Source organism: Sphingobacterium sp. UBA7855 (assembly GCA_002500745.1).
In the GTDB taxonomy this organism is placed as follows: domain Bacteria; phylum Bacteroidota; class Bacteroidia; order Sphingobacteriales; family Sphingobacteriaceae; genus Sphingobacterium.
Genome location: DLST01000011.1, coordinates 379,815 through 396,805 on the forward strand (window position 1 = coordinate 379,815; position 16,991 = coordinate 396,805).

A 16,991-nucleotide genomic window follows, 5' to 3' on the forward strand; every position below is an offset into this window, starting at 1 on the left:
TATTACACAGCTCAAAAACAGGCTTAGCGATATTGTTAAGCCTGTTTTTTTATCTACTGACTTAATGACAAAAATTTATTTTTCGAAAAATCAACGGATAAATTATGATATTTAAAATTAAAAAATGTATTTTCGGGGAATTGATTAATGATTGATTACTCATTTTATAACGATTAAACACAATTAAAACTACTCAATAATGATAATCATTGCTGACGGGGGATCAACAAAAACAAACTGGTGTTTGTTAGACGATTCGAATAAAAAAATCTACTTCAATACAGAAGGATATAATCCTTATTTTGTTGATAGTGAATACATTGTAAACTCCCTAAAAAAAGGACTACCGCAAGATTTGCCTTTTGAAAAAATCTCGGAAGTAAACTATTATGGTGCCGGAGTCCACAACAAGGAAAAAGCACAAATCGTAGTTAATGCCTTGAAAGAAGTATTTACAACAGCCGAAGTTGAAGTAGGACATGATCTTCTTGCGGCAGCAAGAGCATTATTAGGAACTCAAGCCGGATTTGCTGCGATACTAGGAACAGGAACAAACTCCTGCCTTTATGATGGCAAAGAAATCACATTGAACATCGACTCCGGCGCTTATATTTTAGGTGATGAGGGTTCTGGTAGTTATATCGGTAAAAAATTACTAGCAGATTATGTTCGTAATTTAATGCCCAAAGATGTGAAGGAAGTATTCTATAATACGTATAAAATGACAAAAGACGAAATTATGGATGCGGTTTATACCAAGCCTATGCCTAATCGTTTCTGTGCTAGTTTTAGCAAATTTGTTTATGACAATAACGTCAATATCGAATATACGCGCAATATCGTCGATGAAGCTTTTGAAGCTTTTTTCAGAAACCTTGTCAGCAAATACCCGAATTATCAGAGCTATACCTTCAACTGTATAGGTTCAGTAGGCTATAATTTCAGAAATGTATTGGCTGAAAAAGCTGAACAATATGGAATGAAAGTAGGTAAAATCTTACGCTCTCCAATTGACGATTTGGTACAATTTCATATTGATAGAGCGACAGCAACTGCCAAATAAAAGAACACAATCTTTAACATAGTGAAAAGGTATCCAATTTTTATTGGATACCTTTTTTAGTATAGCATACTTCAGTTTCCAACTTCTTTAACGATCAAAATAGTTCATATCTGCTGAGTGCATTAATTTCCAATTAACTATTTAAACCTTTTTACAAGATATTTTAATGATTTAATAACGATAATTTCATAGGTACAAAATAAATGTATCTTTCTTTTGTAAAAGAAGATAAGAGATTTATCGAATAAAATCAGTGTGGTTCAACTCAGGTTGAGTCATCATTCTAAACAGAGATAAATAAAAAATTATTGCAAATGAAAAGAAGCCTTGATATACTTGTAATCTCAGATTTACACTTAGGTACCTACGGCAGTAGAGCAAAAGAACTTTTACTTTACTTGGAGTCAGTATCTCCCAAAATATTGATATTGAACGGCGATATTGTAGACATTTGGCAATTTAAAAAAAGCTACTTTCCGCAAGAACATCTCAAAGTCATCAAAAAAATAATTGACATGAGCTCCTCAGGTACAGAAGTACATTACATCACGGGCAACCACGACGAAATGTTGCGCAAGTTTACAGACCTTAAATTAGGTAATATCAAGCTGAGCAATAAATTACTTCTCTCCCTCAATAACCAAAAAGTGTGGATCTTTCATGGGGATGTTTTTGACGCTTCCATTCATCATTCTAAATGGTTGGCAAAACTGGGTGGGTGGGGTTATGATAAACTTATACAGCTCAATAACATTATTAATTACTGTCTTGACAAAATGGGTAAGGAGAAATTCTCCCTGTCAAAAAAAATTAAAAGCTCTGTTAAAAAGGCAGTAAAATATATATCGGATTTTGAACATACAGCAACCGAGTTAGCCATAGAAAAAAACTACGATTTTGTCATCTGTGGACACATACATCAACCTCAAATCAAAGAAGTCATTACCCGTAAAGGAACCTGTACGTATATGAATTCTGGTGATTGGATTGAAAACCTCAGTAGTTTAGAATATAAAAATGGTGAATGGAAACTGTTCTATTTTGAAGAAAACAAAGAACAAATACTTAAAAACAAAATCATCGATATTCCCCTATTCAGTTTGGAAGATCTTAAAAAAATTGTCATATCCTCATAGATACAAAGGAATTAAATCTGAAAAAGCTGCATCGTAGAAAAAAGCCGAGTTAGCTCGGCTCTTTTGACTTTAAAGCTCAACTGTCGTACCGATTTCAGGTAATGATAGTGATATATCCGCATTTTGGAATTTATCCAACGCTTGTTGCTTATCGATAGTGATTGGCGGAAACGAATCATAATGGATTCCGATCACCCGGGCGCAGTTCACAAATTCAGCCGCTTTGACTGCATCATCCACGTCCATAGTGTAATGCCCTCCTATCGGTAAAAAGGCCCAATCGAGGTTCATTTCAGCCAATAATTTCATTTCCATGGTTAAAGCCGTGTCCCCTGCAAAATAAATTCGTTTGCCCTTCACATTGAAAACAAAACCTACTGGAAACCCTCCGTATCGACCGTCAGGTGTACTATTCGTATGTGCAGCATAGACCATTTTTACCGAACCAAATGGCAGCTGAACAGTTCCACCTAAGTTAAATTCGATGACTTTATCATCGGCAACTCCCTGTCTGCGGACCCAGTCTGCGGTTTCAACAATTGCTAAAACAGTAGCATTACTATTTTTTTGGATCGCAGCCATATCGGCTACGTGATCCTGGTGCCCGTGGCTTAAAAAGATATAATCTGGTTTAATCGAATCGACGTCGATTTCTTTTGCCAATGGATTATAGGTGATAAATGGATCCATAAGTACCTTTATCCCGTCAAAATCAAACTCCACGCAAGATTGTCCGTAATATGTCGCTTTCATGATGGTCACCTTATTGATTAAATAATCCGCCCAGTCCTCCCAACATATCCTTGCTAGCTGCCTGCATTTCAGCCTGGCTGATATTCTCAGCTTGAACAATAGCCTTATTCAAAGCAACCACAAGTAATTCTTCCAATTCTTCCTTATCCGCGTTTGATAAAAATACAGGATCGATGATTACCTCTTTTATCTCTTTATTTGCTGTCGCCACCACACGGATTAATCCACCTTCCGCCTCACCGGAAACAGAAATTGAATCCAGTCTTTTCTTAATTTCCTCTGCCTTTTGTTGGGCCTCAAATAATTTGTCAAACATATTTTATAGCATTTATTTTATGCCAATTTACAAAAATATGTGCATACCTACTATCGCTAATTTACTTTCTAAAGTACTCACCTCTTTTTCTGAAATTGGCTGTCCTTATAGATAGAAAGAACCTTCAGTTCGCTTTCATTGCTCTTGGTGTCTACGAAGTCGTGAAGGTTTTGTATTTTTGTGGTATGCAAAGCAATCAAGAAAAACTTGTCGCCCATATTTTGGACCAGCTGAACCTAAATTCAGCAGCTATTCCAGCGGAAACTTATAACAAATTACTTTCAGTGCAGCCTCAAATCGTGGATATCGATGATATGATCACCTATGTCAAAAGCATCGGCAATAAACTCGATGCTAGTGATAAAACCGATGAATTCATTGAAAAAATTGAAGATGAAACGAATATCCTCATCCATAAACTTAAGTTTATCTCGGCTACTGATAGGCCTAAAGTCTTGGTGGTAGATCAGATTGAACCTCTTGAAATTAACCATTCAGCTTATCTACATGAAGCCATAAAGATTGCAGGTGGTGTTCCAGTGACGACTGAAAGTGAAGCCGACAAAATCATTGTCATTGGCCATGGCGAACAAATGTTTACCCAGCTACCTAAATTGTTGAATACGCCATCGATAACTTCATCCAAAGCTATCGAGCTAGATCAGGTTTTTATGATGACCGATAAACAGTTTGCACAGATTCCAGGATACAATTATCTAAAGGAACTCGAATCATTAGCTGAAATTCTTCAGCCCAAATATTTTGTATACGGTCACGAAGGAAATGATTGGTTACAATTTCAACTAAACTGATAAATCTGAAGTATCGGCACAAAAAAACAGCTCCGATATTGTGAGAGCTGTTTTTCTATTGTTTTAATATTATAGTTATATCTTCTGCAATATTTTAGCTAAATCTTCTACGCAGGACATTGTATAATTTTTCAACGGTATTCGGTTTATCCGCCCACCTATTTTTAATCGCATAATTTGTTTGTAAAAACGCATCCGCTTCCGCATAGCTTGTAAATCTATTTAATAATTCTATTGCCTCGCTATATGCCAAGCTGTAGCCATTAAACAAATCTTTAATAAACAAAAGTTTATCATTTAAGCTTATACCTGTTTTAATATCTGTGAGTTTATCATTACTTCCAGATTGATTTACCTGATAGACTCGATTTTGCACTCCTGCTTGTTTCTGCTGAGAAATGATTTCATTTAAAGTTAATGGTCTAGCAGGAACTTCCTCAACTACAGTGTTGATTTCTTCCTGAATAAGAACTTCCTTGGGCTGTTCAATAATAACTTCTTTGGGTTCTTCAACCACTTCTTTAACAAAGACATTCACTTCTTCCATCGGTGAGGTTGCCTCCTTTTCGACCTGATAAGGTGGCTCAACTACCTGAGACCCTGTTATACTAGAATCTACAGATTCATCAGCAACAGGGATAGATTCCTCCGATTTCAATGGTCCGCTTTCGTAAGTTACCGATCTCTCGCGCTCTTCCACCAAATTCTCGTCTTTTAAGGATTTAAAATCTTGAACCTGCTCCGTTTCCTGAACTACCTTTGCGGGCTGCTCAGCGACAAATTGCTGCGCCGCTGCTCTAATGGTAGAAGGCGGCGTAAAATAATCGTTGAATGCAATCTTCTTACTTTCCAATGCGGCTGAATTTAACGTATGCTTCGATGGATCTTCACAAAGCACAGTTGTTGTCTTGAGTAGCGTTATATAGGCTGCCGCAGCTTGTGCCTTAGCCTCCAATAGGACTAATTCATTAATTTCCGACAAGCCGTCTCGTTCTGACAAGGTCAGATACTGTCCATTTAAATCCTGTAATAAATCACCTATCTTATTAAAAATTTCCTCTTGAGTACCCATAATTATATTTGAAATCACCAATTAATCGTTTATCATACCTACACCCTCAACTAACCTAAAAGTGGAAAACTCAAACCTTTGATTTATAAATATTTGGATTTACATTCACTTTTTTGCTACCCAAATTTAATATTTAATTCTGATATTAGTAGCGTCAAAAACAGAATATAGTAGTAGGTTATTATACGAATATCACCTTATTTGTAGACCGTACGACAAAATTAAATTAATCAAATGCTTTTTTCCGAACATAATTTGGCTTTGCGCCCCGCTCAATATGGTAGCATTGAAATTATCTGTGGTTCCATGTTTTCAGGCAAAACAGAAGAATTGATTCGCAGACTAAAACGAGCGCAGTATGCACGTCTGAATGTTGAAATATTTAAACCATCCGTTGACAAGCGATACGACGAGAAATTAGTCGTTTCACACGATAGTAACAGCATACCATCAACCCCTGTCGATCATTCTTCCGCTATCCTACTTTTAAGTTCATCCACTAAAGTGGTCGGAATCGATGAGGCGCAATTCTTTGATGACGGTTTGACAGAGGTATGTGTCAAATTGGCAAACAGTGGTGTTAGAGTAATTGTGGCAGGACTGGATATGGATTATCAAGGAAAGCCATTTGGGCCAATACCACATCTTATGGCGGTAGCTGAACATGTGACAAAGGTGCACGCGGTGTGCATGCAATGCGGGGCTCCGGCAAATTATTCTTATCGCTTGACCAGTGAAACGGCAACGGTGCTTTTAGGTGAAAAAGAAGCCTACGAACCTCGGTGCAGACATTGTTATTTTAATTTGAGTAATTGATTCAAATAAGCATTCAATAAATATCTGCCAAAAAATATACAAATAAAGTTTGGCATAAAATTTGAAATATTCTCTACAAATAGAAGATTAACGCTTTAATGAGCGACAAAATACTTTTCATAATTTAGGTTTATAATTGGTTAGTTAGCAGCTCCTTGCCCATCAAGGAGCTGCACTTTTTTATGTCCTTATGTAATAGTTAGGGCTGAACGCTATAGTTTATCACCTTCCGTCCAATATTCCCAGTTTGGTCCATCCCTTCAACAATCACTTTATAATTTCCATTTCCGTCTGCATTATAAAATTGAATTGCAGCTTCCCCTGTTTCTGATATGGAGACTTTCGGATTCCAGTAAATAGTAGTTCTCAAATCATTTACAGCCTTTCTCTCTGGAGTATCATATTTAGGAACGTAGAATTTTCTTTCTTTGATGTAGCCCAAAGGATACATATCGATAACATTTGATTTCGGTAACATACTTTCAATCTCACTCAATGACATCCGTGGTTTCTTAGCTTCTACTTTCTTTGTATAGATGGAAACAACACCATTATTCTGATACATTCTGGAGACTGTGCCCAACTCATCGCGCAAGAAAATTTCGATACCTTCGATATCTGCAACATTGATACTATTCAAGCCCGGTTCATCAATAGCCATACCATTGAGAAAGAATTGGACAGGTGTACGCCCACCTGCATTGTAATCGCGGGAAACATAATATTTCAATGTCTGCGGATCATAAGTAATGCCCGTCAACACCGTTTGGAGGCACATCGTCAACACATTACACCCTGTCAAACGATCGGGTTCAATACGATGCTCGGGCATCGATAATCCCGAAATAGAAGGAAAATCTTTATTTGTGATTACTTTTTTTACTACGGCTGTTACTTCGACTTCATCCAACAAGATGGATTTTCGGTATTCTTTTCGGCTATTGGCCAAATAAGGCGCAAAAGCCTGATCTATATTGGGTATAAAATAGCTCTTATATCCGTTGTTCTTATCAATCTCAGGATAAAAGCTCTGATCCATATTAATAACTAAACTTCTGTAATTGTCATTGGACCGGGCATTTACCGTTACTTTGGATGAATCTGGAAAGACCAGATCTTTAAATGTGAATCGTCCATTTTGATCCGTATACACATCCTTTTTAATGTTACGGGAAGGTACCGATAAAAGTAAGCCTCCATTTGGAAAAGGGCGCCCTGTGTTCATCCGAAGGGTACCTGACAATTCTATACCTTGCTCAGGGAGAAAACTAATCTGCGGTAACTTCTCTGAAATAAGTGTTGGATAATCAAATCGACGATAACCCTGTGTCATTAATAACGCATCAAGCGCTTTGTCACGATTGGCATTTTTTTCATCGAAATAGGAATTTGGATTCTCCACATTTCCTTTCAGGTCAGAAGTTAGTAAAAAGTTACTCACGATAGAAAGGTCCGCCTGATCGTTATAGGGAACTTTAGATTCATCGATTACAGATACGGAGTAACTTCCTGGAAATTTCTGTCCGTTGTTGTCCACCGCAAGTTTAAGGTTCACTAATTCTTTGGCCTTATAACTCTGCTTATCACTTGTAACTTGGATATTTAAAAGTTTTTCGCTTTGAACAAATGCCAGACGCTCGCTGATAGGCTTTCCCTCCGGACTCAATAAAGTTACTTGTACAATACCGTTTGGTAAACGTTCTTTCGGAATATTAACCAACGCCGAGGAAGATTTTAGATTCACTTGAGCCCCAAAACAAAGGTGCCCATTGGACTGAACCAAAACATAATAAGATTGACTTTGGTTTTTTGAGAAATTTTCTTCACTGGTCACCACGGCGAACTCCGCATTCGTGGCATCCTGCTTCACAAAAACGACGTTTGCTTTGTCCGTCGCAACAGCCGGCAATTTATATGTGCGTTCTTGCCCGTTGTCAAACTTTATCACAGCTTGATACTTTTCTCCAGCAAGGGGTAACAGCGAAAAATAACCCATTCCAGTTCCAAAGTCCTCAATCTCTGCAACGGACTTGCCCTTTGAATCCAGAATATTGCCTTTAACCTTTAGCCCTTTTCCATCAGATCCAACGGATTTAAATGCGACCTTTTTAGCTAGGCCTGCGATCAGATCACCTCCTTCAGGAAAGAACTGTACGTCGGCATCCCATAAGGCATTTTTGAGTAAGAAAGAACTAGACAGCGGCTTTTCATTTTTGTTTTCCTGAATACTAATTTTCAGTTGTCCCTTTTCTAAATTCGACTTTTCCTTCGCCGACAGATTTATAGTTACTTTCCCCAATCCGTCAGTCTCACCTTTACCCTTATCATACGTTTCCCACCCGGATACAAACTCCCAATTAATTTTTGAATTGATCATCGGTTTTCCCGTTCGATCGCGAAACTGTATAACAGCCTGCGTCTTATTGCCACCAATATTATTTTGAAATTCAATATTCGTAATCAATTTCTTATTGATTACGTCGCCAATGGGAATTACTTTATTAAAGAAGTAAGCATTATCGAAATTAGCCATCCATTTCGTATACCCTCTAAACCGATAATTGTCCTGAACCATAAATTGAGGATCAAGCACAATCTGCCCATTTCCTACCCCTTTATCCAATGGAATCCGAAGAGTCTGGATAAGGGAATCCCGGCTATTCAGCACCTCAACGTATGCTATTTTACTTGGCTCATATTCGGGCAAATTGCGGGATAAATAGGTAGAAAACCAAAGGGTGTCCCCTACAGCATAATATGGCTTATCGAAATGTAAATGTACCTTTTCAACCGGGTACACTTGAAAATATTTCTGAACTCGTTCTACGATCGTATTAATAGGCAGTGTAGGTGCGGTTTGCGCATACGTTGTCCCTATTCTTAATAGTCCTATCGATAAAGTCAATAGTTTTATGTGCTTCATGGAAAGTCTTAGAATAAAAAATGAATAGCTAAATATATTCAATTTTGAGCAAAGACCAACCGCATTGGGCTATTTTTAACATTTATTATCCCTATTCATCGGGTCAATCTCTACGCCCTAAAGATTATTTAAAGCAAGGGAGCCAATAGTCTGCAGATAGAATCTACACCTCGTTTCCAACGACTTCGCTGCATCCAACTTCGAATTGTAATCAGATCTGAAAATTCAATATCAGCCAAAAACTGTGCATTCAGACGGTCACAGAGTGCTTTATCCGAGATAATTCCTGAAATTTCGAAATTGATATAAAAACTCCTGATATCCAGGTTTGTCGTACCAATATAAGCCAGCTTTCCATCAATGCAGACCGTTTTAGCATGGAGAAACCCTTTTTTATAGAGGTAAACATTAACTCCTCTTTCCAGTAGCGGCTTGATAAATGAAAAAGAAGCGTGTTGGACGAAATACGAATCAGACTTGGCCGGCAACATCAAATCCACACGAACACCCGACGAAGCAGCCAACATTAAAGCAGTTGTCAATTGATCGCTTGGAATAAAATATGGAGTACACAACTGTACATACTCTTTAGCTTCATTTATACCGGCAATAATTGCTTCCATATTGAATGGTGCTGGCGATCCGGGATCACTCGCTGTGAACCCTACTCCGCTGGCATCTTCATTGGTTAATGGAAATCGATTTAAATAACCCCGCCCGAGTTCAAAAGATTCCGCTTCTGTCTGATTCCAGCTATTCCAAAACTGTATCTGTAAGGTATTTACTGCTGCGCCGATTACCATCATCGCCGTATCCCGCCAGTAAATCTCATTCTTTCCGTTATTGATATATCGATCCGAAATATTGATCCCACCAACAAAGCCGATCTTGCCATCTATAACCACGATCTTACGGTGATTTCTGTAGTTACTATTTGCCAAAGAGCTAAAAGTAACAGGAAGAAAGGCTTGAAATTCAAAATTAGGTTTATTCCGTCGCAAATATTTAATTACAGCGGGCGCACCAAAACTGTCTAATATTAGACGCACAGTGACACCATTTTTTGCTTTTTCTTCTAAAATATGCAAAATTTCACAGCCTATTTCATCCATTTCCCAAATGTAATATTCCATATGGATGGAATGCTCGGCTGCTTTAAGCCGGTCGATAAGCACAGGAAACTTTTCTTCCCCATTGATAAATAGCGTCACCTCGTTATTCAGGGAAAAGGTAGATATTTTTTGGTTTTTGAGGTATCGAAACACCATAGCTAAACTTCCGATACGCTCATTTAACGTATCAATATGTTCCTCCATAATTTCGGATTCCTTACGCCAAGCATCCAATAGCTTTTTAGACTGCTCACGGTATACCCGTTTCATTCTTTTGACCTTTTTAAATTTTTGTCCAAAGAAATAGTAACTAAGTAAACCAATGCCGGGCAAAAACACAATGACCATAATCCAGGCAATAGTCTTGGATGGATTACGGTTTTCGATCAATATGGTCCCAATTACACCAATGTAAAGAATCAGTAAAGGGATCCAATAATATTGTAATATTATTTGTAAGATATGATGAAGTACCTCCATTTTGTATGTTAAGGGTTTGACCAAATATAATATTTAGTACCGACATATTGTTGTCGTTAAACACAGTTTATTGCACCCTCAACATGAATAAATGGACTTAAATAGGGAATATCTAAATTGGCACCACGAAGTACAAACCATATTCCCAACAAGAAATATAGAAAAGGTACCCACTTTGAAAATCCAATTTTGAAGGATTTGGAAAAATTTCCAAGAAAAGAAAAGAGAAACAACAACGGTATAGTTCCCAAACCAAAACATAACATAAAGAAAAAACTTTGGAGTGGACTATCCGCATTGATGGAAGACATGAGTGCCATATAGACCATGCCACAGGGTAATAATCCATTCAACACACCAGCTATAAAGCTACCCCCTGGCTTATACAACCACTTAGACAACAACCGTACAATAGGCTGCACAGCTTTGGTCTGCCAGCTGGCAATCGTTTTGTTATGCTTACCGACTAGCTGAAACAAAGCAATTCCTATTAGTATAATGCCTGTGGCCCAGCTCAAGCTGCGCTGCCAACCTTGAATTTGTGCAAATGTCCCTATCGTACCGAGTAACAGCCCCAAACAACCATAGGTCAGTACCCTACCGGATTGATATAATATTTTATTTAGGAAAACTGTCCAACCCAACCCCTGTCTCCCTTCTATGGCAAAAATCAGTGGACCACACATTACCGCACAATGTATACTGCCAAACAATCCCATGAAAAAAGCAAAATAAGTATAGCTCATTTCCCTAAACTAAAATAAAATATGCTCTTCAAACAGAAAATCTTTACCCGCACTTTTCCAGTCAATATAGAGGTTCCACATTCCTTTATCGAACGTGGAGATTGGAAGGGTATAGAGATTACCTGTCGTCTGAAACGGTAATTCTCTATCCAATCGATTGTCAGAAGGCTTTCGAAAAACCAATTTCCCTTTGTTTTCTTTGGATACAAAATGAATATACAAGGTGTCTTTCCTGATTTCGACAGTCGGAGATTCCTTCATAGTCAATACATTCTGCTTTTTATCGTACGCTTGGTCATAATTCAGTCCCTGTTCGTAGTAATCATCTTCCTCCAGACTATCCGAGTCATGGCTTACCATATAGACACCTGCTCCGACTATGCACAACATAAATACCGCCAAGGTTAAAAAAATTTTTGTACCCCAATTCATTGTTTTTCATTTTAATTCATACCGGGAGGCGCTATAAAAGTAGTTTTTAAACTTTCCACTTTCTTATCACCCGAATAGATCGCTAATTTTACATTACTTTTATAAGTCTCCACGTCTTTATTCGCTATAATGAGAAAAAAACTCATAGTTGCGTGCCCATCTTTATCTAATTTTTGGATAGGGTTAACCAGCTGAATCTTTAAACGAGGATCATCGCAGACCAGCTTGAAAGGCATTTCTTTGCCAGACTTATTGATCAATTCCAAAGAATACAAGTTGCTTATTGTTTTATCGTCACGAAGCTGGTAAGTACTTCCCTTTGCACGGAGTAACCTTCCATCCACCTGAGAACGATTGAACAATAGAAAACAAAAGACAGTCATTAGAGCGACCAGCACGATGGAGTAAGCTATCGTTCTCGTATTGTTTTTTTTCTTGAGCGTACCCTCGATCTCGCCCATTGGATAAAAGCCAATTAACTTTTTAGGCTTTCCGATTTTGTCCATGACAGCATCACAGGCGTCGATACATGCCGTACAACTTACGCATTCCAATTGCAAGCCTTTTCGAATATCGATTCCTGTAGGACATACATGGACACAGAGCTTGCAGTCCACACAATCACCCTGAGGTGTCATGACATCCTTTTGATGTTTTCCTCTAGGTTCTCCACGTCTATGATCATAAGCAACGGTAATACTCTGATCATCCAAGAGTACTCCTTGCAATCGTCCGTATGGGCAGATTGCTATACATACAATTTCTCTAACATATGCAAAGACACCATAGAAAACTAATGTAAATATTGTGATTGAGATAAGACCACCAATATGTTGATCCAGCGGATCAGTGATAATCTTTAACAAAGCATCGACACCGATAATGTAAGATAGAAAGATATTGGAGATGAAAAACGATATGATCAAAAAAATGCTATGTTTCAACAATTTCTTAAACTGCTTTTGATCCGTATTCGGACCTGCATCCAATTTTTTTTGCTGTTGCCAATCACCTTCAATCCAATACTCGATCCTTCTAAATATCAATTCCATAAAAATGGTCTGAGGGCAAGTCCACCCACACCATACCCGTCCAAAGACAACAGTAAACAAAACCACACATACCATCACGATCAACATGCCAAATACGAATATGTAAAGATCTTGCGGATAGAAAAGATTTCCTAAGATGGAGAATTTCCGGTCAATAATGTTAAACATTAAAAACGGTTCGCCATTTATTTTGATAAAAGGAGCGACAAATAAGAACAGTAGCAGTGAATATCCAACCCACTGTCTCTTTTTGTAAAGTTGTCCCTGCGGTTTCTTGGCATAAATCCATTGTCTCTTTTTTGACTTAGATCGACCATTATTGGCATTATTCAATACTACTGTACTCATTGTCATTTCGATTTATTAGTCCGCTTTTTTTTCTGTTTCAGCTTGATCTGTTTTACCTTCTTCTGCTGATTTATCTCCACTTGCTGCCTGCCCACTACCATAGTTAACCTCTTCACCTTGCGGAGCTTTTGGATTAGCAGGGTTAGTATCCCTTAATGTGACAATATAACTCGCAACCTGGGCAATTTGAGCAGGGCTCAAAGTTTGTTCCCAAGGCACCATTCCTTTATCAGGAACGCCATATTTAATGGTTTTGAAGATATCTTTTATTTCACCACCATGTAACCAAAACTTATCGGTCAAGTTCGGTCCGATACCACCTTCACCGCTTCCACCGTGGCATGCCACGCAGTTTGCCGTAAAGATAGCTTTCCCATCGGCGGCCAATTCCGGCTGAAACTCCACGCTACTTTCATCTACGTTACTCGCTGAAGCTGTCAGATAAGCCTGACGTTCTTTCTCAGCAATGACCATTTCATGTTCATATTCCTGATCTTGGTTCATTCCTATACCAGAAACCTGATAAACGAATAAGTAAACAAGACCAAAAAAGATTGTTCCGTAAAAGAGGAAATTAAACCATATTGGAATCGGATTATCTAATTCGCGAATACCGTCATACTCATGGTCTATGACAATATCTTTCTCTTCTGAAATCGGTCTGATCCCCATGATCTTGTTCCATGACCTTTTCATCCAACCCTTGTTTGCTGCCTTCTTGAGTTTTTCCTCGTTGGCCAATTCAGGCATGGTAATCTTAATAATGGATTTCATCGCACGATTGACCATCAATGCCGAAGCGAGGAGAGCCAGCATCACAACAATCAATACGATAATTAAGATATCTGTGTATAAATTATCTGTACCAAATCCTATCGTAGATTGAACAACTTCTGCGGTAGCCGGTGCAGTATCCAATAATAAACTCATATATTATAGACTTTCAGGTGAATGATTCAGTTCCTTTTCTGTTTCGTCTTCTTCCAAAGGCAATTCCTTCATGTAAGTAACATAGTCTCTTTTCATGCGGAACAACATAATTGCTACTGAGATGAAGAAAATCAAGAAGATCCAAAGTGATGCGATTAAATAAAGCTCACTGCCGTTTAGATTTGTTATTTGCTTAAACATCGCTTTATTGATTTGCGTTAATAGTATTATCAGCTACCTTCGGCGCTGCTTTTATATCTGTTCCAAGTCGCTGCAAGTATGCAATTACGGCTACAATCTCACGATCAGCTAGCACATTCACTTGATTTTGTTTCAGATCATCAGCAATTTTTTGCGCTTGCTTAGTAAGATCCTGTTCAGCATGTTCAATTTCAGCATCGGTATATGGAATACCCAATTTGCGCAATGCTTTCATTTTATCCTGCAGAATAGAATTGTCCAATTTCTGATCGATCAGCCATGGATAAGTTGGCATGATACTTCCAGGAGAAGTAATTGTTGGATCCATCAAGTGGTCAAAGTGCCATTTGTTCGGATATTTCCCTCCGATCCGGTGCAGATCCGGTCCAGTCCGCTTCGAGCCCCATAAAAACGGTGTATCGTACACAAACTCACCAGCTTTACTGTATTCACCATATCGCGCTGTTTCTGACCTAAACGGACGGATCGTCTGTGTATGACAATTCACGCAGCCTTCTCTAACATACAGATCCCGTCCTTGCAATTCCAATGCTGTGTAAGGTTTCACACTAGCAATTGTGGGAACGTTCTTAGAAATTGTAAACGTCGGTACCATCTCGACCATACCTCCGATAAGGATGGCAATTAGCGCTAACACCATAAATAAAATTGGCTTACGTTCAAGGCGACGGTGTTGAGACTGTTCGTTTACCTGAACCGGCAATAATGCAGGGGCTTCCGCTGGTTCATTGGCCAGAAGCTTTCCGCCTTTCATCGTTTTGATCAAGTTGAACGTCATCAAGAACACACCAGACAGATAAAGAGCCCCACCTAACGCACGCATCATGTGCATCGGCAGAATTTCTAATGTCGTCGCAAGGAAGTTCGGATATTTCAAAACGCCCTCTGGTGTGAATTCTTTCCACATCAAACCTTGCACTACAGCTGCCCAATACATTGGGATTGCATAGAACAAAATACCCAGTGTACCAATCCAGAAGTGAGTTGATGCCAGTTTTTTAGAGTAGAGTTCTGTTTTATAAATACGAGGGATCAACCAGTACAAAATTCCGAATGTCATAAATCCGTTCCATCCCAATGCCCCCACGTGTACGTGTGCTACAATCCAATCGGTAAAGTGAGCAATTGCATTAACTTGTTTCAAGGATAACATAGGTCCCTCGAAAGTTGCCATCCCATAACAGGTAAGTGCCACGACCATGAATTTTAACATAGGCTCTGTACGTACCTTATCCCAGGCACCTCGTAAGGTCAACAAGCCATTGATCATACCGCCCCAACTCGGAGCAATCAACATAATGGAAAATACAACCCCTAAAGACTGTACCCAACCAGGTAGCGCCGTATAGAGCAAATGGTGAGGACCTGCCCAGATATAAATAAAGATTAAAGACCAAAAGTGAAGAATACTTAACTTGTAAGAGTAAACTGGACGGTTGGCCATCTTAGGAAGGAAATAATACATCATTCCCAAATAAGGAGTTGTCAAGAAAAAAGCAACTGCATTGTGACCATACCACCATTGTACCAGCGCATCCTGTACACCTTTGTACACATAGTAACTTTTCCAGCCCGCTACAGGCAATTGAATGGAGTTGACAATGTGCAAAACAGCGACCGTAACAAATGTGGCGATATAAAACCAAACTGCGACATACATATGACGTTCGCGTCGTTTGATAATAGTACCGAACATATTGATACCAAATACAACCCAAATAAGGGTAATAGCGATATCAATAGGCCATTCCATTTCGGCATACTCATGGCTTGAAGTAAGACCGAGTGGGAGTGTAATAGCCGAGGCAACAATAATTAATTGCCAACCCCAAAAATGGAGCTTACTCAAAGCATCACTGAACATTCTTGCTTTAAGCACCCGCTGTAAGGAGTAATAAACTCCCATAAAAATACCATTCCCTACGAAAGCAAAAATCACCGCATTGGTATGTACAGGACGTACACGGCCAAATGTTGTAAATTGCAATCCAAAGTTCATCTGAGGCCAAACAAGCTGAGTCGCCACAAGCAATCCTATGGTCATACCAACTATCCCCCAAATAATGGTAGCGATTCCGAAATTTCTGACAATCTTATTGTCGTAATTAAATTGCTCTAACTGCATTACTTAAATTGTTGATTCTGCTTCAAAAGTAAGCAGCATTTTATGACAATCTAATGATGCACAATGCGTACAAAAGTGATGTGCATCACTTTTAGCTCAATCTCGGTTTTCCCTTCGTAAACACAATTTGCTACTGAATATAAATAAGTTATCAGAAATAAAATTTGGTGAATCGGCGTTCCTATAATTAATTGTGAAGTCAAAAGTGATCTCCATCACTTTTCTCAGTATCTTTCAATATAAGTTGACCTATTATTACAATCGAAAAGGTTGTCGTTACCTTACGACAATCCTCTGCCTTAGTTATAAAATAGCCACTATCGATACAATTGCTCATTTGGCCTGAGATTGATCAAGATACTTCGATGAAGATGCATTATGCAACTGAGGTTGTTGCCAGTCGCGGAACAGCTACGGATAGACCAGCCTCAACATCTTTTAGCGGCAGCAGACAAATCGAAGTAATAAAGCAATTATGAAATGCAAACGATTGTCCAATAGTAATGTTGCAGGATAGCGGCAGTTTCGGAGCAGCTGCCGCTGGACCGGGCTCTCCGACGTTCCTGTACTGCGATAACCATAGGCGAAGGATAGGCAATAGCCTCTACATGGAAATACGGAAGTATGTATAAAAACGAAAGAAGCCCTTGACT

At 38.7% G+C, this 16,991-nt stretch carries 15 protein-coding genes; 4 read left to right on the forward strand and 11 right to left on the reverse strand.

The genetic code is table 11. The annotated features are described in order from the left end of the window. Window positions 1-199: 199 nt before the first annotated feature. Window positions 200-1,063 (forward strand): N-acetylglucosamine kinase, encoded by an 864-nt coding sequence (locus tag B2107_RS10345; RefSeq protein WP_293955548.1) that lies wholly within the window; start codon window positions 200-202, stop codon window positions 1,061-1,063. 314 nt (window positions 1,064-1,377) lie between these two features. Further along, window positions 1,378-2,199, forward strand: a complete 822-nt coding sequence (locus B2107_RS10350) for a UDP-2,3-diacylglucosamine diphosphatase (RefSeq protein ID WP_293955549.1) — start codon at window positions 1,378-1,380, stop codon at window positions 2,197-2,199. 69 nt (window positions 2,200-2,268) lie between these two features. Here the strand turns inward: B2107_RS10350 and B2107_RS10355 are convergent, their stop codons facing one another. Next, the gene (locus B2107_RS10355) at window positions 2,269-2,952 is read right to left on the reverse strand and encodes a metal-dependent hydrolase (RefSeq protein ID WP_293955550.1); all 684 of its coding nucleotides are present in this window, start codon (window positions 2,950-2,952) and stop codon (window positions 2,269-2,271) included. Between the two features lie 10 nt (window positions 2,953-2,962). Continuing rightward, window positions 2,963-3,268 carry a YbaB/EbfC family nucleoid-associated protein gene (locus B2107_RS10360; RefSeq protein WP_209582269.1) on the reverse strand — a complete coding sequence of 102 codons (306 nt, stop codon included), beginning with the start codon at window positions 3,266-3,268 and terminating at the stop codon, window positions 2,963-2,965. 185 nt (window positions 3,269-3,453) lie between these two features. On the opposite strand from B2107_RS10360, the gene B2107_RS10365 reads away from it, so the two are divergent. Beyond that, window positions 3,454-4,080: a hypothetical protein gene (locus B2107_RS10365; protein WP_293955551.1), complete on the forward strand. Its 627-nt coding sequence runs from the start codon at window positions 3,454-3,456 to the stop codon at window positions 4,078-4,080. 94 nt (window positions 4,081-4,174) lie between these two features. Here B2107_RS10365 and B2107_RS10370 read toward each other — a convergent pair whose 3' ends face one another. Next, a complete protein-coding gene (locus B2107_RS10370) occupies window positions 4,175-5,152 on the reverse strand; it encodes a hypothetical protein (protein ID WP_293955552.1) in 978 nt (325 codons plus the stop codon). A gap of 234 nt (window positions 5,153-5,386) precedes the next feature. Between B2107_RS10370 and B2107_RS10375 the strand changes: the two genes are divergently transcribed. Continuing rightward, on the forward strand, window positions 5,387-5,968 hold the full coding sequence (locus B2107_RS10375; RefSeq protein ID WP_293955553.1) for a thymidine kinase: 582 nt from the start codon (window positions 5,387-5,389) through the stop codon (window positions 5,966-5,968). Window positions 5,969-6,167: 199 nt separating this feature from the next. Here B2107_RS10375 and B2107_RS10380 read toward each other — a convergent pair whose 3' ends face one another. The 8 genes from B2107_RS10380 to B2107_RS10415 form a co-directional block, all read right to left on the reverse strand. Then, the gene (locus tag B2107_RS10380; protein ID WP_293955554.1) at window positions 6,168-8,891 is read right to left on the reverse strand and encodes a carboxypeptidase-like regulatory domain-containing protein; all 2,724 of its coding nucleotides are present in this window, start codon (window positions 8,889-8,891) and stop codon (window positions 6,168-6,170) included. 128 nt (window positions 8,892-9,019) lie between these two features. Next, window positions 9,020-10,483 (reverse strand): cardiolipin synthase, encoded by a 1,464-nt coding sequence (gene cls / locus B2107_RS10385; RefSeq protein ID WP_293955555.1) that lies wholly within the window; start codon window positions 10,481-10,483, stop codon window positions 9,020-9,022. A gap of 56 nt (window positions 10,484-10,539) precedes the next feature. Further along, on the reverse strand, window positions 10,540-11,229 hold the full coding sequence (locus tag B2107_RS10390; protein ID WP_293955556.1) for a sulfite exporter TauE/SafE family protein: 690 nt from the start codon (window positions 11,227-11,229) through the stop codon (window positions 10,540-10,542). 9 nt (window positions 11,230-11,238) lie between these two features. Beyond that, window positions 11,239-11,661 carry a FixH family protein gene (locus B2107_RS10395; protein WP_293955557.1) on the reverse strand — a complete coding sequence of 141 codons (423 nt, stop codon included), beginning with the start codon at window positions 11,659-11,661 and terminating at the stop codon, window positions 11,239-11,241. Window positions 11,662-11,672: 11 nt separating this feature from the next. Continuing rightward, window positions 11,673-13,061, reverse strand: coding sequence for a cytochrome c oxidase accessory protein CcoG (gene ccoG / locus B2107_RS10400; RefSeq protein ID WP_293955558.1), 1,389 nt, complete (start codon window positions 13,059-13,061; stop codon window positions 11,673-11,675). Window positions 13,062-13,076: 15 nt separating this feature from the next. Beyond that, complete coding sequence (locus tag B2107_RS10405) at window positions 13,077-13,991, reverse strand: cbb3-type cytochrome c oxidase N-terminal domain-containing protein (protein WP_293955559.1); 915 nt, start codon at window positions 13,989-13,991, stop codon at window positions 13,077-13,079. Between the two features lie 205 nt (window positions 13,992-14,196). Then, window positions 14,197-16,338, reverse strand: a complete 2,142-nt coding sequence (gene ccoN / locus B2107_RS10410) for a cytochrome-c oxidase, cbb3-type subunit I (RefSeq protein ID WP_293955560.1) — start codon at window positions 16,336-16,338, stop codon at window positions 14,197-14,199. A 473-nt stretch (window positions 16,339-16,811) separates the two neighbouring features. Beyond that, on the reverse strand, window positions 16,812-16,991 hold a 180-nt coding region (locus tag B2107_RS10415), incomplete at its 5' end, for a hypothetical protein (protein ID WP_293955561.1).